Here is a 22,382-nt window from a genome sequence, read left to right on the forward strand (position 1 = left end):
CTGTATGCTTTACATACAGTAAAAACATTATTTAGAGATGCAGGCATTGAAAATGCCAAGGTAGAAGTAGAATTAAGTATAAGTAGAGATTGTATAGTGTAAATTCTATTTCATATAATGAAATTTGTTTTATTCCAAAGGTTATTGAGACTGACAATGAGGAGGATAAAAAGAGTGGATAAATGGACTAGTATTTTAGAAAGCAATCCAAATGTAAATGGTACATATTATGTATATGTAATGAATTGTATGGATAATTCAAGTGATATTTTAAAATTGAGATTTGAAAATGGGGAATGGCAAGAATTTGGAGATGAATATGACAGAATTATTGCATGGAAAAAATTATCTGAAAAAAAATCAAGAATAAATTAGGCTGGCTAAAAAACACCATAATGAATTAAAAGTGGCTTTCAATTATGATTATTTTGAAATAGCAGAGTCTTTAACTGAGTGTCTTTGTGAATATCCTCATTTTTTATGGAGTGGAGAAGTTCGTTATATAGATAAAGTTTGTGTTATAATAATATTTTTTTAATAGTTTTATTTCAAATGTTGAGATACAGAAATGAATGATGAATAATGTCAACAAAAAAAGAAGATTTCAAATGTAATGTGGAAAAATTAGCATGCAGTAATGATAAATTGCAGTTATTAGATGAATTAATGAAATTGAAAAATAATGATGGGTTTAATTTACTGGAAATATTAACTGCATTGACTGCCTATGATGATCCAAAATTCAAAAATCAAAGAGACGAAATCCTAACACATAACTGCGCAAATGTTTTAAAAGCTGAACTGTTAATTTATGACTTTGGTGAATACTACAATTATAATGAAAATAATAAATCTATCGAAGAAGCGTTAACATTACTAGAATCCGATAGATTTAAAGTGAAGACTGTACTCAATGTATCTTCAGACTTCGATTCTTTGCACTGTTACAAGAAAAATACAGTATTTGAAAATCTTAAAAATATAATTAACAAAAAAATATTTCTATTAACAAATTAAGTCGTATTACGCACTTAAACGATTCTCATTTAGGTAAAATAATTAATGGTAAAACTAAAAATCCTGGTATTGATTATCTGCTAGCTATTGCTGAAGCATTAGAACTAACGAATGATGAATTTGCCGAATTGTGTGGATACAGAAAGGGTAATGAAAATGGATTATCACAACAAAATTGTTCTAAAAAACAGTGATCCAACAGATATAGATACTGCATTGTTCAATCATAGTGGGTATATCCTTTATAGAACAGAGCAAATAGAAGGTTTGCAAAAAGCAAAAATATATAAATATGTAAAAGTATATGTTGAAGAGATAAATGACATAACAGAAATCCAAATTGATAAAAATAATATCGATTATAATGATATTATTGTTTTTAATGATAGTGTAGAAGGGGTATTTTTTACAAATAATTTTAAAGATCAGGAGATGCTATTATTAATTTTAGCGAAAACAATTGAACTGGAATAAAAATATAATGTAATTAAAACCTCTCATCGTACCAAAAGTGTACCACCTAGAGAGAAGATGCGTTATTCCCATAGTTTAAACCATAAGCGAAGATAACATATCTGCAATTTCATTTTGTTTATTCGGATATAAATTCGAATAGGTATTTAATTTCATAAAATTTATCGTACATTGAAAAGAATAATTTTTATGTTATACTAATAGGCAAATCAAGAAATCTTATTATATTAACCAATATAGTAAATTTTAACACGGAATAAATATGAAATTAGGTTATAGAAAAACAAGATATTAATAAATAAGGAGGAGTAGATATTTATACAAGATTCTTTATGCTTGTTTGTTTTTGCTTAGAAAATGATCAAATTTGTTGGAGGTCAAACTGATATAATGCTATTTAATATTTATTATTTGAATTTTACAAAAGTTTATGAAATAAAAATGATGCTTAGTAATGTAATAAAAACAGACCAAAGTGTCGAAGTTGGAAATAATGATAATATCGATGCTGAATTACAGGCTAAAATGGGAACAAAGTTCTTAAAACTTTTTAATGGAGAAATTGGTTCCGACATTAAAACAGGATCAACTGATTCACAAAAAGTTCTTGAAAATTTTAAAGTAACAATGACTAAATCACTTATTCTAAATGAAGTATTAGAAAAGTGTAAGATTGTTAACGACTTTAGAGATCTTACTGAAGGACAGCTTGTTCGAATTGATAATGTATCACTTTCGTTAGAAAATGAAACGGAATTAAGAACTGTTAAAATGTTTTCTAATGGTTCTTTTAAAGGTATGCATTTACCAGAAGCCGGTGGACTTGACATCAACAATGTGTTCAATTCGATTTTTAAAGATTATTCTTATAAACTAAAGGGTAAACTTAATAATGGTGATGAGCAAATATTGATAAAAATTCCTCTTACTTTTGAGAATGAATTTGAAAATTCATATAATGTAGATGATTTGTTTATTGGAAATGTATCTTTAATTGGAATCTACAAGGGAAAAATAAAAATTAACGGATTGAAAAATTCATTCGAATTCTTTCAAGAATTAGGAGAAGCATCGGAATCTGATTCAGATGACGAAGTTCATAATAGTCAATACACTGAATCTCATAAAGCTAAAATGAAAAGTGAAAGTGATGAATTGGATTATAATTATATTGATCTTCTTGCGATAGTTCAGGTAATAAATTCAGAGAATACTGAAATGGAAAAGAAGAAAAAAACTTCAAAAAGAAAGAAGGCTGCTGAATGAGTGAACTAGTTTTCTACACAAAAAATCAGTTCTTTAATTTTAAAACAGAGCAAATAGAAGCTGGGTTTGAATTTATCAGTATGTCTCAATTACTTTCATCTCAAAAAATTGAAAGTTTAGATAGTCATCAGCAATATTATATTGATCTTTCATATATTGTAAATTTCATAAAAAATAATGATTTACATATGCTTAATTTCGAACAACTTATAAATAGTTTGGAAGAAAACAATTATTTTATATGTGATAAAGCTTATGAGAAAGATGCAAAATATCTTTTTCGATATGTATTTGATGATTTTAGGGATGTTGAAACTAAAATCAGCGAAAATACAGATGAAGTTAAACCATTACAAGAAACAAAATCATCCACAGTCAAAAAAATAACTGATTTAAACGAAACAGAACTGAATTTGTTTTTTTCTACTTTTGATTCAAGATTATATGGTCACGAACGTTTTAAAGAAGAATTCAAAGAATTGGTTACTTCATTTAGAGTATTTAATAAACTAGGGGAACATAAAATATTATCGTTGTTTTTGATGGGAGATTCTGGCGTAGGTAAAACTGAGGTTGCCAGAACTATTCATAAGGCACTTGGAAGCAAAACAAAGTTAGCAAAAATAAATTTTGGAAACTATAGCAGTCACGATGCACTTAACAGTCTAATTGGTAGTCCTTTAGGATATATCGGAAGTGACGGAGGTGAATTACTTAAAAGAGTTAACGAATCTGATGTAGGTTTAATATTAATTGATGAATTTGAGAAGGCAGATAACGCAGTATTCAATTATTTTTTGGATGTTCTTGAGAACGGTAAAATTATTAATTCCCAAGCAGATGAGTATGATGCTAACGGATATATTATTGTATTTACTTCAAATATTTCTAAGGAAAATTTCAAAACAAAGATATCGCCCGAATTGAGGTCTCGTTTTGATTATAAAGGAGTTTTCAATTTATTAACAGATGAAGATAAAAGGAAATTTGTTCATTTTAGAGTTAATGAAATTGTTGAAAAATACAAGAAGTTTGTTTCAAAGGATATACCCGATAAATTACACGATACTATTGTCAGTCAGATTGATGTTTCTAAATTTAGTAATATGAGAGATTTAAATAAAAAAATAAAGGATACTTTTGTTGCCTGTGTTAAATCTTAATATGTAAAACTTAAAGAAAATAATATATCTAAGTTGTAAAAGTTTGTTATTTGGTGCGAGATAAAACTTATGATTGTATTTTTAGATTCTTTAATTTATAAACCTCTGAATTTCCTAATTATAGGAGCTTCAGAGGTTTTATTTGTAATATAATGTTCGTTATCAATACAATTTAAATTAAACCATAAGCGAAGATAACATATCAGCAATTTCATTTTGCTTATTGGGATATAAATGCGAATAGGTATTTAATGTTGTTTGTATATCTTCGTGTCCAAGGCGTTCACTTATCGCAAGAGGTGGAACGCCTTTTTCAATAAGTAAACTTGCGTGGGAATGTCTTAAATCGTGAATACGAATCTTTTTAACTCCGGCTAGTTCGCTGTATTTTTTTCATTGCACGATAGAGTGAACTTTTCGTTGTTGGAAACAATCTTTCATTCGGCTTGTAACCATAGATTGTTTGCGAATATTCTTTTACAAGATTCATAATTGGTAATGATATAGCAACAATTCTTTTGCTCTTTGGTGTCTTTGGTTCTTTGATAATTTCTTTCTTATCCACAACGGCATAACTTTTGTTGATGGATAATGTGTTGTTTTCAAAGTTGAAATCATTAAGCGTCAGGGCAAGCATTTCACCTTCACGGATACCACTATAAAATAAAAGATTAAAGATAACCTTCATCGTTGGATCATCATATGTAGATTTGCATCTACAAGCATAATAATAGATTCATCTCGGCTGAGTTCTTCTACAATAGCTGGTATGCTTTCAATACCTGCCTTTTGACAAGCATATATTCTTCTTTGACCACTGATAACTTCATATTGGTTTAACTTTGCTTTGCGTACAACAATCGGTATCAGTACACCGTTTTCAGCAATGCTTTCAACGAGTAATTCCATATCAAGAGTGTCTCGAATCTTGAAAGGATTATCTTTAAAAGCAATGCAATCTTTGATTTTGATTTCTTGTATTTCCATAGACGCTCCTTTCTTTTGAATGAAGGAAGTAATAAGTTACATTTTGTCGGTAAGTTGCTTTATTCAAGCACCCAATACCAATATGTGCCTTGCTTTACAGAACGGATATTAAGCTGTGCTTTGGCTTTTTTAACGGTGCTTTCACTAATACCCATAGTCTTAAATTGTTCCATTATAAGGCTCTATGGTTTTGGTTTGTGGTCGGATAATAACCTTGATAAAACGTCCTTTGCCTTTTGAATTTGTTCATCTGGTCTACCCATTGACGAGAATGCATTGCCTAAAACTTCATCTGCTGTTTTGCTTGTTTCTTCTATCCATTCGATGCCATTTTCACTAATACTAAAAACAATGGCAGAACCGGCAGGAGAAAGATTGCTTTTGACTTGTACTAAAATGCGTTCATTTGGTCGTTCTTTATCGGTACGAGCTATCATTAAAACACTTCTTGCAGCACCGACAATATCAACTGATCCAACGGCTCTATTCACGGCTTTTTGACCCATTGCTTTATTCATATGGTGAACAATCACAATGGCACAACCTTGTTCTTTGGCAATGTCAATAAGTGGTCTAAACTGACTTCTTACTTCATTTGCAGAGTTAATGGAAGTTGATTCGCCAATATAGGCAGACAATGGATCAAGGATGATAAGTTTTGCTTTGGTTGCTCTTATAGCCTCTAACAATCGTTCATCAGAAAAGCTAAGGTAATGTTCTTTTTCGTTGATGAATAATAGCTTTTCTGTATTACAGCCAGCTGAAATAAAACGAGGAACTATCGTATCATCTGCATCATCTTCGGTTGACTGGTAGATCACATTCATTGGTTCAAGGTTGTTTCCGTCGGTAAATGGCATTGGTTCGCCATTTGTAAGCATTGCTGCAAGTTTTAAGATGAACGTACTCTTACCATCACCTGCATCACCTGCATCACCTTGAATGACTGTAACTTTGCCAAAAGGGATAAATGGATACCATAACCATTCCACTTTGCGTACTTTGACTTCGCTTGCTTTTGTAATTTCAAAGTTCATTTGTTTCGCTCCTTTCTTTGTGTTGTTTGAAGAGAATATATTTGTGAATGAAATGTCCCATCACTTGTTTGGACTGAAAGTGGGTAATCGTACGGGTGAAATTAAAAAAATAATTAAATTTTCATAATTTGCCATAAAAACATCCTATTCTTCAAATAATGAAAAATAAAATGTTTCGTTGAGAAGTTAAATATTGAATTGTAATATATGAAATAAAATTGAAAAATAAAGAAAATAGTGGTATAATGAGTAAAATTGTTATAAAAGAACGGAGGAATATGATGACTATTTCGTATAACAAACTTTGGAAACTAATGATAGATAAGAATATAAATAAAACTAAACTGCGTGAAGAAGCAGGTATCTCTTCAAATGCAATGGCTAAACTCGGTAAGAATGAGTCCGTTCAATTAGAAGTCCTTGCAAAGATTTGCAAAACACTTAATTGCAATATTGAAGATATATGCGAAATATTATTTGAAGAATAATTGGAGGATAAAATAATGGCTGAAAAAAACAATGCAAACATAGGGTTTGAAAAACAAATATGGGATGCTGCTTGTGTTCTTTGGGGGCATATTCCAGCAGCTGAATACAGAAAGGTTATCGTTGGTTTAATTTTTCTTCGCTATATATCTAATGCCTTTGAAAAAAGATATAACGAATTGGTAGCTGATGGTGACGGATTTGAGGATGACAGAGATGCATATGCAATGGAAAATGTATTTTTCGTGCCGGAAGAAGCTCGTTGGAGCAAAATAGCATCTTCTGCTCATACTCCTGAAATTGGAACAACGATCGATAACGCAATGAGAGCTATTGAAAAAGAAAATACTGCTCTTAAAAATGTTTTACCTAAGAACTACGCAAGTCCGGATTTGGACAAGCGAGTTTTAGGGGATGTAGTAGATATCTTTACTAATCATATACATATGAACGATGATGAAAATGATAAGGATTTGCTAGGTAGAACTTATGAATATTGTATACAGCAATTTGCAGCGTATGAAGGTGTAAAAGGTGGTGAATTCTACACACCATCAAGTATTGTTAAAACAATTGTTGCTATTTTAAAACCTTTTGCAAATTGTCGTGTTTATGACCCTTGTTGTGGATCGGGTGGTATGTTCGTACAAAGTGCTAAATTTATTCAGGCTCATAGTGGTAAACGTGGAGATATTGCTGTCTACGGACAAGAATCAAACGCTGATACTTGGAAGATGGCAAAAATGAATATGGCAATTCGAGGAATTGATGCAGACTTTGGCCCATATCAAGCAGATACATTCTTTAATGATTTGCATAAAACATTAAAGGCAGACTTTATTATGGCAAATCCTCCATTCAATCTTTCGAACTGGGGACAAGATAAATTAAAAGACGATGTTAGATGGAAGTATGGTACACCTCCTGCAGGCAATGCCAACTATGCTTGGATTCAACATATGATTCATCATTTAGCACCTAATGGAAAAATTGGTTTAGTTTTGGCTAATGGCGCGTTATCTTCTCAAAGTAGTGGTGAAGGAGATATTCGAAAAAATATTATTGAAGCCGATTTAGTTGAGGGAATTGTTGCACTTCCTACACAATTATTCTATAGCGTTACAATTCCGGTCACATTATGGTTTATTAGCAAAAATAAAAAACAAAAAGGTAAAACTCTATTTATCGATGCGAGAAAAATGGGCTATATGGTAGATCGTAAACATAGAGACTTTACTGATGAAGATATTCAAAAATTAGCAGATACATTTGAAGAATTCCAAAATGGAACACTTGAAGATATAAAAGGCTTCTGTGCTACTTGTGATATACAAGATATTGCAAAACAAGATTATATATTAACACCTGGTCGCTATGTAGGAATTGAAGAACAAGAAGATGACGGAGAACCATTTGAAGAAAAAATGACTCGATTAACTTCTGAACTTTCTGATATGTTTACAAAGTCACACGAGCTTGAGGAAGAGATTCGTAAGAAATTGGGGGCGATTGGGTATGAAGTGTAAGCTTTTGGATATTTGTAGTTTTCGTAAAGGAAAAATAGATATAGAAAACTTAAATACGAAAAACTACATATCAACGGAGAATATGTTACCAAATAAGTGTGGAATTACTGATGCGAGTTCTTTACCAACTGTTTCTTTAGTACAAGAATATAAAAAAGGTGATGTTCTTGTTTCTAATATTCGTCCGTATTTCAAAAAAATATGGCAAGCAAAATATAATGGTGGTTGTTCCAATGATGTATTAGTTTTTGTGCCTAAGTCAAATACAGATAGAAATTTCTTGTATTATGTACTTGCAAATGATGATTTTTTCACATATTCGATGGCAACATCAAAAGGAACAAAAATGCCACGAGGAGACAAAACCTCGATAATGCAGTATGAAGTTCCGATGTTTGATTTGAATGCGCAAAATAAAGTTGCAAGTATTTTGAAATCGTTAGATGAAAAAATTGAACTTAACAATGCAATAAACAATAATTTAGCTGCTTAAAGATCGATTTCGGACACATCAAGCTCGCCGGACATTAAGCGAGGAAGCAAAGTGTCACGCAAATCCTTAAGGCGCTGATTTTCCTTTTTTAGCTGTAATCGTTGCTCAAACATTGGAGATACCGTATTTTCAAATCTTTTCACAATTGCTTCATCAATAGGAAAATCAATTATAAATGAGTTTATATCACCTTGATTGAAACCAGCTTGAGCACTTCGCCCGCCTTTATTGTTTATTCCTTCATAGAAGGTTCGAGATGATAAATAGCAGCGCAAAAACTCTCTGAAATAGGGTTGCTTTGGAAAAACTTTTGCAAGTGCTACATTATACGCACCATTGATTCCGAAACAAATCCTACCTAAAGAAGCACCATATCGAGCAATCATTATATCGTGTTCTTCACATATTTTGTTTTTTGATGAAATAGGTATATATGTTATATGACTATCTGTATCATAATCTCTAATCTGAACAAAACGGATATAGCCTTCCTTTTCAATGTTAATAAATTCTGAAGCAGGAGGCTGACTTCCACCAGCATAGTCCATTAAATCAGACAAAGATATACTTTTCGTCGCAATATCTGATGGAACACGGAAAGTGTTCTCATATAGAACTTGAGCTTGCTGCTCTAAATTATTGTTTATTCAAAGATTTGAAGGGAGATTGTATGAATTTTAAAGATGTGTTGAAAAATTTAATAAATGAAGTAAGAGAGGATTTTATTGATAAGAAAGATGTAGAAATAAATGAGTCTTTTGAAAATGGATTTCAAGTGTGTTTATTAAAAACACTAAACCTATTAGTTGATTCGACATTGAAAGAAGAAGAGATTATAACTTTACTACAAAAACATTTTGATCTACGGCTTAGTGAAGCTAAAGATCATATTCGAACTGCAAAAAACAGAAAAGAAAGAGATAAAAGATAAAAAATAAAAGGCTTCTATCAACGGCAGAGGCAATGTAAAAGGACAGCCGTTGCTAGTCGTTCTTAACTAATTTAGTAAGAGGAGAATGACTATGAAAGAAATTATTAAAAATGAAGTCTTACAAAGTATGATTCATCTATTAAGAGATGATCAATATGAAAAACTAAAAGAAGTGTTAGATATGGTATTAGTAAATTATAAGATTGAAGAAATCAAAGATGAACTAAATGGTGAAGATAATCAACACTATGTTGAATCTTTCTTATCTTCTAAACGTTTAGAAGGTTGTTCAGAAAAAACATTGCATTACTATGAGTCAACTATTCAAATAGTTCTAAATACTATCCAAAAACATGTAAAACACATTACTACTGATGATTTAAGAAAATATCTAACTGATTATCAAAATGTTCATAAATCTAGTAGAGTAACTATTGATAATATAAGACGGATATTATCAAGTTTCTTTTCTTGGCTTGAGGATGAAGATTATATAGTTAAAAGTCCAGTTAGGAGAATACATAAAGTCAAATCGGCTACGACTATTAAAGAAACTTATTCTGATGAATCATTAGAATTAATGAGAGATAACTGTAATAGTCTTAGAGATTTAGCTTTAATTGATATATTAGCTTCAACAGGAATGCGTGTCGGTGAACTTGTTTTATTAAATATTGATGATATTAACTTTAATGAAAGAGAATGCGTTGTTTTTGGTAAAGGAGATAAAGAAAGAATAGTATACTTTGATGCAAGAACTAAGATTCATCTTCAAAATTATATAGATAGTAGAAGTGATGAAAATAAAGCTTTATTTGTTTCAATGAGAAAACCATATAATCGATTAACGATTGGAGCTATTGAGACAATTGTAAGAAATATTGGTAAACAACTAGAAATACCAAAAGCACACCCACATAAGTTTAGAAGAACATTGGCAACTAAAGCTATTGATAAAGGAATGCCAATAGAACAACTTCAAAAGTTATTAGGGCATCAAAAGATAGATACAACATTGCAATATGCAATGGTTAAGCAAAGTAATGTGAAGATAGCACATAAAAGATATATTGGATAGGAGGACGGTTATGATTGAACAAATTGTAACATTAGCATCATTATCAGTAGATGGTAAAGGTTCTTATGGTATTGGAGCTAGTGCCGTTCCATTTTCGAGCGAATTATATACTTATTTAAGAATAACGGATATAAATGATGATGGAACATTAAATAAAAACGGTTTAAAATCAGTAGATGATGAAAAGGCAGAAGAATATCTATTAAAACCAAATGATATTGTGTTTGCAAGAACTGGGGCAAGTACCGGTCGTAATTACTTTTACGATGGGTCTGATGGTGAATTTGTTTATGCAGGATTTCTTATAAAGTTCAGTATTGATGAAAATAAAGTTAACCCAAAATATATAAAGTATTATTGTCAGTCTAAGCCATATAAAGATTGGATTAACTCTTTTAATACGGGTAGTACTCGTGGAAATATCAATGCTCAAACGCTTGGAAAAATGCCAATTCCTATGATTGAAAGAAGTACACAAGATATTATGGTAAGTATTCTTACAAGTATAGATGAAAAAATAAAAAGCAATAATGAGATAAACAATAATTTACTGGAGCAAGTGCTAACTTTATATCGCAATAAATTTGTCGATACAGTCAACGATAAGCGACAAATTTGTCGTGCTGACGAATACTTTGATATTTCCATCGGTAAAACGCCACCGAGGAAAGAACCGCAATGGTTTAGCACAAATCCTCAAGATGTTACTTGGGTATCCATATCAGATATGGGAACTTGCGGTCTTTATATCAATAGCAGTTCTGAACAACTTACAAGAGAAGCCATTGACCGCCATAATGTTAAAATCGTACCTGACAACACCGTTTTGCTTAGTTTCAAATTAACGGTTGGCAGAATTGCAATAACAGACGGCGAAATTACCACCAACGAAGCTATTGCACATTTCAAAACTGACAAAAAGAAAATCAATGAATATTTGTACTGCTATCTGAAATGCTTTAACTATCAAACAATGGGAAGCACATCATCAATAGCAACTGCTGTAAACTCAAAAATCATTAAAGGTATGCCTTTTGTAGTACCTACCGATGAAGAAATTATTGAATTTCACCGTTTAACAGCACCTATGTTTGCAAAAATCAAGGCAAACCAAACTGAAACAAGCAATTTGACTAAGCTTCGTGATACTCTTTTGCCAAAGTTGATGTCAGGCGAACTTGATATCTCCAATATTGACCTTTAAGCCGTTAAATTATTGTTTATAAATTAAGAAAGGTGGGAATAAATTGTCATTACCTATAGATGAATATTCAGATGGTGCCATTCAAATAGAATGTCTTTCTGATTTTATGAAAGAGATTTTTAATATAAGGGATGCCGCTAATCTGGATGAAAGCGAAGAACCAGAGAACAGAAATTTCTATTTTCGTGGACAAGCAAATGCGAGTTGGGATGTTGCTCCAATTATTTTTAGAAACCAGTATTTAGCAAGTGAAGCCGAAATGGTTCGAAATGCTTATATAAGAAATCCGTCCGAATTTAGATTGTTGTCGACAGATTTTGAACGTTTAGCGAAGTTACAACATTATGGATTACCTACTCGTTTATTGGATGTAACTGCAAATCCACTGGTTGCTTTATATTTTGCTTGTCAGCCACATATCGAAAAAGACTTGGAAACAGGGCAAGATATTGAAACTGATGGTGTGGTCTTTTACCAACAAGCATATGGTAAAAACCATATGGATATGGAAGTGTCTGTAATTTCTTGCTTAGCAATTCTTTGTGTAGGTAGTAATCTAACACTCCAAGAATTTCTTGATTATTTAGAAATGCAACACATATATACAGAAAAAGGTGCTGAAAATTGCAGAAAGAACCAATATAAGAGTTTAATTGAAATGTTGCAAAGTAATTATTTTGTATCTTCAAATTTAAATAATGAGCGATTGATTAGACAAAACGGTTCATTTATTTTGGCAGGAAAGTACAATATCACAATAAATCCATCGGATATCGGAAAAAGTGTAATTTCAGCTGCAATTAGCAGTACAAGGTCTGAATTTAACAATGAGTACTTTATTATTCCATCAGATAAAAAGAGCAAAATTCTATCTGAACTTGATTTTTGCAACATCAATGAAGGGTCATTATTCCCTGAGTTAGAGCATCAGATGGCATATATAAAGAAAAGCAAATCCAACATAACATCACCAACAATTTCTAGCTTTATGGAGGTCGAAATTCCTATGTCAAATGATGTCATATCAATTGAAACAAAAGATAATATTTCTAATGAGCAGTTATATGAAATAGTTAATGGAGTAGTCACGGCGAAAGTCAATCGTTTTTTAGTTGATGATTGCACCACTGCGATTATGGAAAATGTTTCAGTGGATTGGTATAATCGAAAGTCTGTATTAAGTAAGATGCGCTTTGCCATTGCGGATGTTTTACGCAGAAATAATATGGATCTTGTTATTGCTAAAAACACAGCAAAATCAATTGTTGATGAAGTTTTGTACAAGATAAAAGAGTTACAGAACGATTATCAAGAATAAGGGGGCAGTAAATATGCCGAGTTTATATTCAGAAGCTGATTATGAAAATTCTATAATTGAGCTTTTTAAAAATGATTTGGAATATGAATACATATATGGTCCGGATATAGAAAGAGACTTTTATGTTCCATATTATGAAGATGTTTTAATAGACTCTTTATATAAATTGAATAGAGGGCTGCCTGATGATGCTATACAGGATGCTTTATTCAAATTAAAGAATTTTGAAAATGGAGAGTTGATTCGTCAAAATGCAATTTTTATGGATTACTTACAAAATGGTATTCCAGTACGTTATGTAGATAATGGAGAAGAGTGTTCTTCTATTGTTTATATTGTAGATTATAAAAATGTTGATAATAACTCTTTTATTGTTGCTAATCAATGGACCTTTATTGAAAACAGTAATAAAAGGCCAGATGTAATTCTATTCTTGAATGGACTACCAGTAGTCCTTGTGGAGTTAAAATCACCATCTAGAGAAGAAACAGATGTATCTGAAGCATATAGACAACTTCGTAATTATATGAAAGAAATACCATCGATGTTTATTTATAATGCAATTTGTGTTATGAGTGATCAACTTACTTCTAGAGCCGGTACTATAACTTCTGGTGAAGACCGTTTTATGGAGTGGAAAACAACTGATGGTAATTATGAAAACACACAATATGCACAGTTTGATACATTTTTCTTTGGGATGTTTCAAAAGAAAAGACTACTAGATATTATAAAAAACTTCATTTGTTTTTCTAATGAGGGTATTAAATCATATAAAATTTTAGCGGGATACCATCAATATTTTGCTGTTAATAAAGCTATACAATCGACTAAAAAGGCGACTGTTACAGATGGTAAAGGTGGTGTGTTTTGGCACACTCAAGGTAGCGGAAAGTCTTTATCAATGGTATTTTATGCTCATTTGTTACAAGAAGCTTTGGATAGTCCAACCATTGTGGTTATAACTGATAGAAATGATCTTGATAATCAACTTTACGGGCAATTTGCAAAATGTAAAGACTTTCTTAGACAAGAACCAATTCAAGCTGAAAGCAGAGATCATTTAAAAACTCTTCTTGAAGGCAGGCAAGCCAACGGTATTATTTTTACCACAATGCAAAAATTTGAAGAATCTAAAGATGCACTTTCTGAAAGAAGCAATGTCGTTGTTATGGCTGATGAAGCACATAGAGGACAATATGGACTTACCGAAAAAGTTGATGAAAAAACAGGTAAAATTAAAATTGGTACAGCAAGAATTATAAGAAATTCTTTACCGAACGCAACATACATTGGATTTACTGGTACTCCAATTTCATCTAAGGATAGAAGCACTAGAGAAGTTTTTGGTGATTATATTGATGTTTATGATATGACTCAAGCCGTGGAAGATGGTGCAACTCGGCCAGTATATTATGAAAGCAGAGTTATAAAATTAAATCTTGACGAACAAACTCTTAAACTAATTGATACTGAATACGATATTATGGCTGCAAACGCCGATGAAGAAGTTATTCAAAAAAGTAAGCACGAGCTTGGTAAAATGGAAGCTATACTTGGAAATGACAATACAATCAATTCATTGGTTAGCGATATTTTAGATCATTATGAGAACAATCGTGAAAACTTACTAACTGGTAAGGCGATGATAGTTGCATATTCACGTCCAATAGCAATGAAAATTTATAAAAGAATACTTGAATTGCGTCCATCTTGGACTGAAAAAGTTGGAGTAGTTATGACTTCTGGGAATAATGATCCGGAAGAATGGCGTGAAATAATTGGTAATAAGCACCATAAAGATGAGCTCGCAAGAAAGTTTAAAGATAATAATAATCCATTTAAAATAGCTATTGTTGTTGATATGTGGCTTACTGGATTTGATGTCCCTTCATTAGCAACAATGTATGTTTACAAGCCTATGAGTGGACATAATCTTATGCAAGCAATTGCACGTGTAAATAGAGTTTTCCAAGATAAGGAAGGCGGACTTGTTGTGGATTATGTAGGTATTGCTACTGCACTTAAACAAGCGATGAACGATTACACTATTCGTGATAAAAAGAATTACGGAGATACTGACGTTGCAAAAGTTGCTTATCCAAAATTTCTTGAAAAGCTTGCTATATGTAAAGATATGTTCCACGGATATAATTACGAGCAATTTATTTCTGGAAGCAATCTTGAAAGAGCAAGAACGATAAGTGGTGCAGTTAACTTCATTATGGATAGAGATAAAGTAGAAACAAGAGATTTATTTATTAAAGAAGCTTTAATGCTTCATCAAGCGTTATCTTTGTGTTCTTCACTTGTTTGTGAAGTAGATAGATTTGAAGCAGTACTTTTTGAATCTGTGAGAGTTCTGGTTTTAAGATTAACTAATACAGGCGTAGGCAAAAAGATTTCATTGCCTGAAATGAACGCTAGGATAAATGAGTTATTAAAGCAAAGCATCAAAAGCGATGGAGTTATCAATTTATTCTCTGACGTAAAAGAAGAATTTTCTTTATTCGATCCGAAATTTTTAAATGAAATAGCTAATATGAAAGAAAAAAATTTAGCGGTTGAATTGCTTAAAAAGTTGATTGCTGAACAAGTTTCTGTATATAAAAGAACTAATGTAGTTAAATCTGAAAAGTTTAGCGAATTAATGCAAAGATCATTAAATGCATATCTTAATGGAATGCTTACAAATGAAGAAGTTATTGAAGAGATGTTGAAACTTGCAAAGCAGATTGCAGAAGCCAACAAGGATGGAGAACAGCTTGGATTAACCGCAGATGAATTAGCTTTCTATGACGCATTAACAAAACCTCAGGCAATAAAAGATTTTTACGAAAATGAAGAACTTATAGCTATAACCAAAGAATTAACAGACACACTTAGAAAAAATAAAACGATTGATTGGCAAAAGCGTGAATCAGCAAGAGCTAAAATGCGTATGTTAATCAAAAAGCTACTAAAGAAACATAAGTATCCGCCAGAAGGTATGGAGGATGCAGTACAAACTGTTATGACACAATGCGAGTTGTGGACAGATAATGTTATGTAAATTGGTAGCATAAAATATTATATAAATTAAGGAAAAGTTTTTACATAAATAGTTTTGAAAAAGAAAAACAATATGAATACTAAACTAAAAATCATATACTTGTTAATATTTTTATATTAAGAAGTTAAGTTTACGTAAAAAGAAGTGGGGATATAAAATGTCTAAAATTGAAACGTTGACAGCGTACAAGTGTGCTTTTAGTTATTTGCAGCGCAACAACCCATTAAAGGAAGAACTAAAAAATAAAATCAAAGATGGAGAATTACCAGATTATACGTTTTCAAACTTCGTTGACGATTATAGTAAATTCACCTCGGATTTAGCTGTTGGGAAAAGTACAGAACGAGCTATTTTTTTGCCAGAAGATAAAGTACATAATAGAGTGCCATATAATGAGACCAATAGATGGATGCTTGAACCTTATGCCGGTAAACAAGGAAAGCCCTTTAAAATCATAAAAACAACAACAGGGAAAAAATATGATTTTGGTGCAGATAGTGCATCACTTTATGAACATAAAATATTTATGTATGAATGTAATGAATCATTTGTCATAATTTTTCATAGACAAAACGGTTCTGGATGTAAGACAGTATTTTTAGAAACGGCTAATTAAATGTTGAAAAGTAAAGGTATCAAATTAGAAATGGAACTATATTTGCCACTTATGGATACGAAGGATGATGTTGTTCCTAAGAAACTTACTTTACAATATTTTGAAAATGATATTTCATCCGATATAGCTGAAAATATGAATAAACGAAAGAAACAAAAAGCTGTTCGAGATTTAGGACCGAATCTTGAATCTAAAGCAAACAAAAATGTTTTGGGTATTATTAAACAAATGATCAATGGGCAAATTGACAAAGATGTTGCATTTGCAAGAATAAAATTAGAATGCTCCGATTCAGAAGATTATAACGATGCAGAAATAGCAATAAGCGTAGGGCAAAGAAGGTAAAAGGTAAAATGGAATGACTTTGATTCAATATTAGGAAATTATGATATAACCGAAGAACTTCATCAAAAATATGCTGATTCAAATGATTTTGTAAAATCATTGTCAGAAATAACAGATAACTATTATGAAAGCATTAAATCCGAGGAGAATGATAATGAATAATCAAAATTTTTGGGTGATTTTTGTAGGTGTTCTTTTTTTGATAATGTTATTTGGAAATAGAAAAGTAAGATTATTAAAAATAATCTGTGAACAAATGAAAGTTTTTAGAAATGCTAAAACTAAGAATTTGTCACTGTGGGATTTCGTGTGCTTTGTAATTTTTCCTATTGTGATAGCAGTTGTAGTGGTTGTTAAATTAAAGTTAATAATTTCTGTTGATTTAGCAGAGTTATTTACAACAGTATTTTCTATTATATTTACAGTGTTGTTTGGATTTGCAGCAATATTAGTATCGAAAATTGATAGCGAAAAAGAACTTGAGAAAAAAGTAGCTGAGGAAACATTTGTATCAATAATAACTTCTACGACATTATCTTTGATTGCAGGTGTGCTGTCTATTGTATTAACACAGGTTAATAATGAAATAGCGATAGAAATTATTTCGATTATTGTTCTTTCTGCAAGTTTTATGATAGTTATGTTACTGTTACTGATTACTAAAAGAACATTTTTACTTTATGTGGATAATAAAAAATAGATAATTACTAATAAATAATTTGATTTACATATGAAAGAAGGAATAGAATGTACATTTCAAAAGTATCGATACGTAATTATAAAATATTTGAAAATACTATAATTAATATGAATCCAGATATAAATATTTTTGCAGGAGAAAATGATTCTGGCAAGACGACTATCTTAGAAGCTATCTCAATGTGCTTATCCGGAAAGATTAATGGAACAAATGTATATTCTAAAGTTACACCGGATTGGTTCAATATAAATATAAGAAATAAATATAAAGAAGATGTTGTAAATTGTAAATCAGCAAACTTGCCTAAGATTGAAATAGAAGTGTTTTTTGATGGATTGAATGATGAAGATATTATATTTAAACACTATAGAGGAACAAATAATTCTTTAAAAGAGGATTGTGTTGGTGTTAGAATGAGAATTATTTTTAATAATGATTATTGCGATACTTATAAAGAATTATTAAGAGATAAAAAAATAATAGATATTCCAGTAGAGTTATATAAAATTGAGTATAGTTCATTTGCTCAAGGGGATTATTACATTAACAATACATCTAAAAAAATTGCGATAATCGATACTACTAAGAAAGATTATGGTTCGGTGTTAAATAAATTTGTTTCTAATAGTATTGCTAGTTATTTATCAGAAGAAGATGAGACAAATTTAAGATTAGCGTATAGAAGTAATAGAAAGAATTTCAAAGAAAGTGAAGTTGTTAAGCTGTTAAATGAAAAGATAAAGGATGAACCAGTTTTTAAAGGGAGATCAATTAGTTTTAATCTAAAAGAAGGTGAAATTGACAATTGGAAAAACGAAATGAGCCTTTCTATAGATAATATACCATTTGAAAATTCAGGTTTTGGAACTCAGAATATGATGAAATCAGAACTAGTTTTTAACCAAAATATAGATGTTGATTTTCTAATATTAGAAGAGCCAGAAAATAATTTATCTTTTACAAATATGTCTATTCTTATCTCTAAATTATCTAATAATAAAAACAAGCAATTATTCATATCGACTCACAGTAGTTTTGTTGCAAATAAATTAGGTTTGAATAAATTACATTTAGTTGCAAATAATAATGTTGTTTCTTTTTCCTCGTTAGATAAAGAAACTTATAATTATTTTGTTAAATTACCTGGTTATAATACATTACGCTTATTATTAGCTAATAAAATTATTTTAGTGGAAGGACCAGCAGATGAACTTATTATTCAAAAAGCTTACATTGATAAATATGAAAAACTTCCAATAGATGATGGTATAGATGTTTTATCAGTAGGTGGAATTGCATTTGAAAGATATTGTAAAATAGCCCAATTAATAAATAAAGAAATTATTATCGTTACTGATAATGACGGTAATGGGCAAAAGGTTAAACAAAAATATGAAGAGTATTCATCAATTATTAAGCTTTGTATTGAAGATGATAATGAATTGAATACACTTGAGCCATCTGTATTAAAAGCAAATGAAGATAATTTTGACATGTTTCGTAGTATCGTATATAAAGGAAATAATATTGCTAATGTAAAATATAGTGATTTGTGTGATTTTATGATAAAAAATAAAAGCGAATGGGCATTAAGGATTTTTCAAAGTGAAGTAAAAATAAATTATCCTGATTATATAAAAAAAGCCATAGGAGATAATTAAAGTGAAAAACGAAGTGGTTTTTGCAGCAGCTGGAAATGGAAAAACATATGATATTTGTAGAAGAGCTATAGAACTTTCGAAATCTACTAAAAAAGACATTTTAATTATTACATATACTAATGAGGGCAAACATTCGATCGAAGAAGAGTATTGTAAATTAAATTTTGGAATAATTGATAAGAACGTTATAATAAAAACATGGTATAGTTTTCTTCTTTCAGATTTAATAAAACCATATCAAACTAAATTGAAATTAAAATGTAAAAGAGGAAGACAAGAATTAAATATTAATATTCCTCCTAATTTTATAAATTCTATTGCATTTTATGAAGATGTAAATATCAATACTAGATATAAACAAACTCATTTACAATATTATTTAAATGCTGCTAAAGACATACATAAAGATAATGTTGCAGCATTAGCACATAAATGTGTAGAAGAATCAAATCAGTTGGTAATCAAACGATTAGAAAATATTTATGATTATATATTCATAGATGAAATACAAGATTATGCAGGATGGGATTTAGAAATAATTAAAATTATGTTTGAATCTCTAATTAATGTTAGGTGTGTAGGAGATTTTAAACAAGCTACTTTTAGGACTAACAATTCTAGGAAAAATAGTAAATATAGAGATGATGCTATCAAAGATTATTTTTTGAAACTTCAAAAAGATAAATTGTGTACTGTTGAATATTCTAATGTAACTAGAAGATTCAATAAGGAAATATGTGATTTTATAAACACCATACATTCAGACAAAGAAAGTATGGTTATACCATTTTCGGTTGACACGACAATAGAGAATGCAGGTGTATATATAATTGATAGTAAAAGTATAGATCTATATTGTAAAAAATATCAACCTACTATTTTAAGATATAACAAAGCATCAAAAATTAGCTTTCATCATCATTGTGATGTGTTTAATTATGGGAATTCTAAAGGAGCTACTTTTGAAAGAGTTGTTATTGTTCCTGTATCGACAGTAACCCCATTTATAAAAGAGGGTAAGAATATATCATCTAAACAGACAAAATCTAAATTTTATGTTGCTTGTACCAGAGCAAAACACAGCGTAGTCTTTGTTTTAGATAATGTAAAAGAATCTAATTTATTTAAAAGAATTTTATTGGATATTGATGGAGAAAAAATAAATGCATTAAAATATTGTCTTAGTTAGATAGCAGGGTCTTAGGGTGTTCCCTAACGAGGTATTTGTGGATATGAGTACACAAATGCACTGCTCGCTGAAATGTTCAGATGAGGCAGTTTTACCGTTTGGATAGCAAGTGGCTACCCAAATGGTCTGCTCGCTAAGATTATACATAAAAACTTGTTCTACATATGTTATACTTTAAACAAGGCACAGTAATGGATTTTGAAGTCCATAAACTGTGCCTTATCTTTTTGTATTATGCGTAACCTATGTATAAATCGTAGTCATTTTCGCCACATTTTTCATACCAAATGCAGACAGATTCAAATCCTTCTATGTTCTTGTACCTGTTCAATCTGCTTTCGATATTTGCGATAGTTGAAGTAGTTTTTGATGTGACAGAAATAGGATTATCCCAACATTCTGTTGCTTCAACATCATAAGTTAAACCGATATTTAATGTATAATTTTTTGCATAATTAAAGTAATAGTCAATGTCTACCTTCAGCTCTTGAATGGTTTGTTCTGTAGTCTGAACCGTAGTTTCTTCAACTGGTTTAGTAGATTCAGAAATATTTTTGATAGTAGTTTTATCTTCGGTTGGTTTAGGTTTTCGTGTTGGTTTTTCTTTTGTAATTTGAGGTAAAGTTGTTTTAGTAGTTAGGATTTTTTCCCTTTGTTCTTCCTTTGGGACTACAACTTGAGTAGTGAATTGTTCTGTTATTGCTGGCTCTGATGTAGTGATTTGTGTTGAAGTTTCTTCAATGATTTCTGTTTCTTGTGTAGGTAAAACATTACTTGTTTCTGCTGGTATTTCAGCTTTATTACAAGCCGATATTGATACAGAGAAGAGCAAAATCAATGCGATAATGAAATGTTTTCTCATACATAAATCACCTCGCTGTTCACGATTTCCATAGCTTTGTTACGGATGTTATTCATCTTTTTAACCCATAGCAGGATATCATTTTCTTTTAGTTGTTCGGTAACTTTTTCTTTTGTGGCAAGTGATTTAACAAGCTGATTAAACATACTTTCAGCACGTTCATATACTTCTACAAGGTGTTGATACAATGTACCTTTGGTTAAATAATTGTAGTAGATCACCTTGTGTTGTGTCTTTAAATGCTGACGATAATGTTGCCCCCAGATACCAATATTGTATTCAGGTTCTCCATTTAACTGAAGATTTGGCAACAAATAATCGCCTTGTTGTGTGTAACCTTTGCCGGTTCTTTCATAAATTGACTTCATAAGATTTTCCTCCGTTTCATATTTTGTATCACTATGATAACGGATATTTATCTATAAAACGAATGTGTCGATTAAAATATTTAAGTAAATAAAAAGAAGTGTGAGTTGTCAGTTCACACTTCAATTTAGGGTTTAAATATAAGATTTTTCAAGGAAGTAACGCTTTGAAATTTTGCCTGTGATAGTAATGTATACTTTTTCTTCAAGCTCTGCATTTAGGCGTTTGATTACTCTATATGTACTTGTTTTAGATACACCTAGCATAGTAGCGACTTCTTGAGCTGTGTAAAATTCTTGTCCGACTGAAACAGTTTTTGTGTCTTTGTTTTCCATAGTTAGATCTCCTTTATCTTTCATAATTTTATAAACAAGAGATAGTATTCAATATCATTCAATTTAAGGTGAGGAATTTCTTCTCTTTGTTAATTTGAATACATTGTATAAAATTATTTTAAAGATAACGAATGTGTCAGGATAAAAAATTAAATCAACATTTTTTACGATACATTGTGACTTATTACATCCTTCATACGATGTTTTAATAGCTTTAATTTACTGTGCCGATAATGGAGATCTTTCTATTTTATATGATGTACCAAAATCGTGGGT

Annotated in this window: 27 protein-coding genes; 19 read left to right on the plus strand and 8 right to left on the minus strand. The window is 30.6% G+C overall.

Annotated features, from left to right (window positions below):
- The first annotated feature begins 174 nt into the window (after positions 1 to 174).
- From KSU54_RS15885 to KSU54_RS15910, 6 genes are all read left to right on the plus strand, one after another.
- Positions 175 to 375 (plus strand): hypothetical protein, encoded by a 201-nt coding sequence (locus KSU54_RS15885; RefSeq protein WP_009299700.1) that lies wholly within the window; start codon positions 175 to 177, stop codon positions 373 to 375.
- Between the two features lie 207 nt (positions 376 to 582).
- Positions 583 to 1,017 (plus strand): hypothetical protein, encoded by a 435-nt coding sequence (locus KSU54_RS15890; protein WP_009299701.1) that lies wholly within the window; start codon positions 583 to 585, stop codon positions 1,015 to 1,017.
- Positions 1,018 to 1,022: 5 nt separating this feature from the next.
- Positions 1,023 to 1,211: a helix-turn-helix domain-containing protein gene (locus tag KSU54_RS15895; RefSeq protein ID WP_233523613.1), complete on the plus strand. Its 189-nt coding sequence runs from the start codon at positions 1,023 to 1,025 to the stop codon at positions 1,209 to 1,211.
- The gene (locus tag KSU54_RS15900; RefSeq protein ID WP_009299702.1) at positions 1,174 to 1,491 is read left to right on the plus strand and encodes a hypothetical protein; all 318 of its coding nucleotides are present in this window, start codon (positions 1,174 to 1,176) and stop codon (positions 1,489 to 1,491) included. Before KSU54_RS15895 ends, KSU54_RS15900 begins: the two co-directional genes overlap by 38 nt.
- Positions 1,492 to 1,881: 390 nt before the next feature.
- Positions 1,882 to 2,757 carry a hypothetical protein gene (locus tag KSU54_RS15905; RefSeq protein ID WP_050810558.1) on the plus strand — a complete coding sequence of 292 codons (876 nt, stop codon included), beginning with the start codon at positions 1,882 to 1,884 and terminating at the stop codon, positions 2,755 to 2,757.
- Positions 2,754 to 3,920 carry an AAA family ATPase gene (locus KSU54_RS15910; protein WP_009299704.1) on the plus strand — a complete coding sequence of 389 codons (1,167 nt, stop codon included), beginning with the start codon at positions 2,754 to 2,756 and terminating at the stop codon, positions 3,918 to 3,920. The genes KSU54_RS15905 and KSU54_RS15910 overlap by 4 nt, the downstream gene beginning before the upstream one ends.
- A 177-nt stretch (positions 3,921 to 4,097) precedes the next feature.
- On the opposite strand, the gene KSU54_RS19530 is transcribed toward KSU54_RS15910, so the two are convergent.
- The 4 genes from KSU54_RS19530 to KSU54_RS15930 form a co-directional block, all read right to left on the minus strand.
- Positions 4,098 to 4,280: a tyrosine-type recombinase/integrase gene (locus KSU54_RS19530; RefSeq protein WP_081723955.1), complete on the minus strand. Its 183-nt coding sequence runs from the start codon at positions 4,278 to 4,280 to the stop codon at positions 4,098 to 4,100.
- A 4-nt stretch (positions 4,281 to 4,284) separates the two neighbouring features.
- Positions 4,285 to 4,608 (minus strand): tyrosine-type recombinase/integrase, encoded by a 324-nt coding sequence (locus tag KSU54_RS15920; protein ID WP_009299705.1) that lies wholly within the window; start codon positions 4,606 to 4,608, stop codon positions 4,285 to 4,287.
- Positions 4,605 to 4,907 (minus strand): ParB N-terminal domain-containing protein, encoded by a 303-nt coding sequence (locus tag KSU54_RS15925; protein WP_009299706.1) that lies wholly within the window; start codon positions 4,905 to 4,907, stop codon positions 4,605 to 4,607. Before KSU54_RS15925 ends, KSU54_RS15920 begins: the two co-directional genes overlap by 4 nt.
- Positions 4,908 to 5,089: 182 nt before the next feature.
- Positions 5,090 to 5,944 (minus strand): AAA family ATPase, encoded by an 855-nt coding sequence (locus KSU54_RS15930; RefSeq protein WP_217746680.1) that lies wholly within the window; start codon positions 5,942 to 5,944, stop codon positions 5,090 to 5,092.
- Between the two features lie 281 nt (positions 5,945 to 6,225).
- Here KSU54_RS15930 and KSU54_RS15935 point away from each other — a divergent pair, with 281 nt between their 5' ends.
- Genes KSU54_RS15935 through KSU54_RS15945 form a run of 3 tightly spaced genes read left to right on the plus strand, consistent with a single transcriptional unit; the run spans position 6,226 to position 8,449 of the window.
- Positions 6,226 to 6,432 (plus strand): helix-turn-helix domain-containing protein, encoded by a 207-nt coding sequence (locus tag KSU54_RS15935; RefSeq protein WP_009299708.1) that lies wholly within the window; start codon positions 6,226 to 6,228, stop codon positions 6,430 to 6,432.
- A 15-nt stretch (positions 6,433 to 6,447) separates the two neighbouring features.
- Positions 6,448 to 7,956: a type I restriction-modification system subunit M gene (locus KSU54_RS15940; protein ID WP_009299709.1), complete on the plus strand. Its 1,509-nt coding sequence runs from the start codon at positions 6,448 to 6,450 to the stop codon at positions 7,954 to 7,956.
- On the plus strand, positions 7,946 to 8,449 hold the full coding sequence (locus KSU54_RS15945) for a restriction endonuclease subunit S (protein ID WP_217751299.1): 504 nt from the start codon (positions 7,946 to 7,948) through the stop codon (positions 8,447 to 8,449). Before KSU54_RS15940 ends, KSU54_RS15945 begins: the two co-directional genes overlap by 11 nt.
- On the opposite strand, the gene KSU54_RS15950 is transcribed toward KSU54_RS15945, so the two are convergent.
- Complete coding sequence (locus tag KSU54_RS15950) at positions 8,446 to 9,009, minus strand: restriction endonuclease subunit S (RefSeq protein ID WP_217751156.1); 564 nt, start codon at positions 9,007 to 9,009, stop codon at positions 8,446 to 8,448. The genes KSU54_RS15945 and KSU54_RS15950 overlap by 4 nt on opposite strands.
- Before the next feature lie 110 nt (positions 9,010 to 9,119).
- Between KSU54_RS15950 and KSU54_RS15955 the strand changes: the two genes are divergently transcribed.
- The 10 genes from KSU54_RS15955 to KSU54_RS16000 all read left to right on the plus strand — a co-directional run bounded on the left by KSU54_RS15955 (position 9,120) and on the right by KSU54_RS16000 (position 20,543).
- Positions 9,120 to 9,380, plus strand: a complete 261-nt coding sequence (locus KSU54_RS15955) for a hypothetical protein (protein WP_009299711.1) — start codon at positions 9,120 to 9,122, stop codon at positions 9,378 to 9,380.
- A gap of 91 nt (positions 9,381 to 9,471) precedes the next feature.
- Positions 9,472 to 10,458 carry a site-specific tyrosine recombinase/integron integrase gene (gene xerA / locus KSU54_RS15960; protein WP_009299712.1) on the plus strand — a complete coding sequence of 329 codons (987 nt, stop codon included), beginning with the start codon at positions 9,472 to 9,474 and terminating at the stop codon, positions 10,456 to 10,458.
- Between the two features lie 10 nt (positions 10,459 to 10,468).
- Positions 10,469 to 11,662 (plus strand): restriction endonuclease subunit S, encoded by a 1,194-nt coding sequence (locus KSU54_RS15965; RefSeq protein ID WP_217751300.1) that lies wholly within the window; start codon positions 10,469 to 10,471, stop codon positions 11,660 to 11,662.
- Positions 11,663 to 11,705: 43 nt separating this feature from the next.
- Positions 11,706 to 12,980 carry an FRG domain-containing protein gene (locus KSU54_RS15970; protein WP_009299715.1) on the plus strand — a complete coding sequence of 425 codons (1,275 nt, stop codon included), beginning with the start codon at positions 11,706 to 11,708 and terminating at the stop codon, positions 12,978 to 12,980.
- A 13-nt stretch (positions 12,981 to 12,993) separates the two neighbouring features.
- The gene (locus KSU54_RS15975) at positions 12,994 to 16,032 is read left to right on the plus strand and encodes a type I restriction endonuclease subunit R (protein WP_009299716.1); all 3,039 of its coding nucleotides are present in this window, start codon (positions 12,994 to 12,996) and stop codon (positions 16,030 to 16,032) included.
- Positions 16,033 to 16,189: 157 nt separating this feature from the next.
- Positions 16,190 to 16,648 (plus strand): hypothetical protein, encoded by a 459-nt coding sequence (locus tag KSU54_RS15980; RefSeq protein ID WP_009299717.1) that lies wholly within the window; start codon positions 16,190 to 16,192, stop codon positions 16,646 to 16,648.
- Positions 16,649 to 16,993: a hypothetical protein gene (locus tag KSU54_RS15985; RefSeq protein ID WP_009299718.1), complete on the plus strand. Its 345-nt coding sequence runs from the start codon at positions 16,649 to 16,651 to the stop codon at positions 16,991 to 16,993.
- Positions 16,994 to 17,147: 154 nt separating this feature from the next.
- Positions 17,148 to 17,693 (plus strand): hypothetical protein, encoded by a 546-nt coding sequence (locus tag KSU54_RS15990; protein WP_009299719.1) that lies wholly within the window; start codon positions 17,148 to 17,150, stop codon positions 17,691 to 17,693.
- A gap of 47 nt (positions 17,694 to 17,740) precedes the next feature.
- Entirely contained in the window at positions 17,741 to 19,354 is a 1,614-nt protein-coding gene (locus KSU54_RS15995; RefSeq protein WP_009299720.1) for an ATP-dependent nuclease, read from the plus strand.
- A gap of 1 nt (position 19,355) precedes the next feature.
- Entirely contained in the window at positions 19,356 to 20,543 is a 1,188-nt protein-coding gene (locus KSU54_RS16000; RefSeq protein WP_009299721.1) for a UvrD-helicase domain-containing protein, read from the plus strand.
- Positions 20,544 to 20,775: 232 nt separating this feature from the next.
- Here the strand turns inward: KSU54_RS16000 and KSU54_RS16005 are convergent, their stop codons facing one another.
- From KSU54_RS16005 to KSU54_RS16015, 3 genes are all read right to left on the minus strand, one after another.
- Positions 20,776 to 21,405, minus strand: a complete 630-nt coding sequence (locus KSU54_RS16005) for a hypothetical protein (protein ID WP_009299722.1) — start codon at positions 21,403 to 21,405, stop codon at positions 20,776 to 20,778.
- A complete protein-coding gene (locus KSU54_RS16010; RefSeq protein ID WP_009299723.1) occupies positions 21,402 to 21,773 on the minus strand; it encodes a TnpV protein in 372 nt (123 codons plus the stop codon). The genes KSU54_RS16005 and KSU54_RS16010 overlap by 4 nt, the downstream gene beginning before the upstream one ends.
- Positions 21,774 to 21,905: 132 nt before the next feature.
- Entirely contained in the window at positions 21,906 to 22,106 is a 201-nt protein-coding gene (locus tag KSU54_RS16015; RefSeq protein WP_009299724.1) for a helix-turn-helix domain-containing protein, read from the minus strand.
- Positions 22,107 to 22,382 lie beyond the last annotated feature (276 nt).

It is taken from the genome of Erysipelatoclostridium sp. MSK.23.31 (genome assembly GCF_019125875.1).
GTDB lineage: Bacteria > Bacillota_I > Bacilli_A > Erysipelotrichales > Coprobacillaceae > Thomasclavelia > Thomasclavelia ramosa.

Bases quoted from the DNA above. Each gene is read 5' to 3' on its own strand.
- KSU54_RS15980 (WP_009299717.1), top strand. From the start codon at position 16,190: ATGTCTAAAATTGAAACGTTGACAGCGTACAAGTGTGCTTTTAGTTAT.
- KSU54_RS15930 (WP_217746680.1), bottom strand. From the start codon at position 5,944: ATGAACTTTGAAATTACAAAAGCAAGCGAAGTCAAAGTACGCAAAGTG.
- KSU54_RS16015 (WP_009299724.1), bottom strand. From the start codon at position 22,106: ATGGAAAACAAAGACACAAAAACTGTTTCAGTCGGACAAGAATTTTAC.
- KSU54_RS15920 (WP_009299705.1), bottom strand. From the start codon at position 4,608: ATGAAGGTTATCTTTAATCTTTTATTTTATAGTGGTATCCGTGAAGGT.
- KSU54_RS16005 (WP_009299722.1), bottom strand. From the start codon at position 21,405: ATGAGAAAACATTTCATTATCGCATTGATTTTGCTCTTCTCTGTATCA.
- KSU54_RS15995 (WP_009299720.1), top strand. From the start codon at position 17,741: ATGTACATTTCAAAAGTATCGATACGTAATTATAAAATATTTGAAAAT.
- xerA (WP_009299712.1), top strand. From the start codon at position 9,472: ATGAAAGAAATTATTAAAAATGAAGTCTTACAAAGTATGATTCATCTA.
- KSU54_RS15890 (WP_009299701.1), top strand. From the start codon at position 583: ATGTCAACAAAAAAAGAAGATTTCAAATGTAATGTGGAAAAATTAGCA.
- KSU54_RS15905 (WP_050810558.1), top strand. From the start codon at position 1,882: ATGCTATTTAATATTTATTATTTGAATTTTACAAAAGTTTATGAAATA.
- KSU54_RS15975 (WP_009299716.1), top strand. From the start codon at position 12,994: ATGCCGAGTTTATATTCAGAAGCTGATTATGAAAATTCTATAATTGAG.
- KSU54_RS15955 (WP_009299711.1), top strand. From the start codon at position 9,120: ATGAATTTTAAAGATGTGTTGAAAAATTTAATAAATGAAGTAAGAGAG.
- KSU54_RS15985 (WP_009299718.1), top strand. From the start codon at position 16,649: ATGTTGAAAAGTAAAGGTATCAAATTAGAAATGGAACTATATTTGCCA.
- KSU54_RS15940 (WP_009299709.1), top strand. From the start codon at position 6,448: ATGGCTGAAAAAAACAATGCAAACATAGGGTTTGAAAAACAAATATGG.
- KSU54_RS15935 (WP_009299708.1), top strand. From the start codon at position 6,226: ATGACTATTTCGTATAACAAACTTTGGAAACTAATGATAGATAAGAAT.
- KSU54_RS15900 (WP_009299702.1), top strand. From the start codon at position 1,174: ATGGATTATCACAACAAAATTGTTCTAAAAAACAGTGATCCAACAGAT.
- KSU54_RS15990 (WP_009299719.1), top strand. From the start codon at position 17,148: ATGAATAATCAAAATTTTTGGGTGATTTTTGTAGGTGTTCTTTTTTTG.
- KSU54_RS15945 (WP_217751299.1), top strand. From the start codon at position 7,946: ATGAAGTGTAAGCTTTTGGATATTTGTAGTTTTCGTAAAGGAAAAATA.
- KSU54_RS16010 (WP_009299723.1), bottom strand. From the start codon at position 21,773: ATGAAGTCAATTTATGAAAGAACCGGCAAAGGTTACACACAACAAGGC.
- KSU54_RS15910 (WP_009299704.1), top strand. From the start codon at position 2,754: ATGAGTGAACTAGTTTTCTACACAAAAAATCAGTTCTTTAATTTTAAA.
- KSU54_RS15925 (WP_009299706.1), bottom strand. From the start codon at position 4,907: ATGGAAATACAAGAAATCAAAATCAAAGATTGCATTGCTTTTAAAGAT.
- KSU54_RS15965 (WP_217751300.1), top strand. From the start codon at position 10,469: ATGATTGAACAAATTGTAACATTAGCATCATTATCAGTAGATGGTAAA.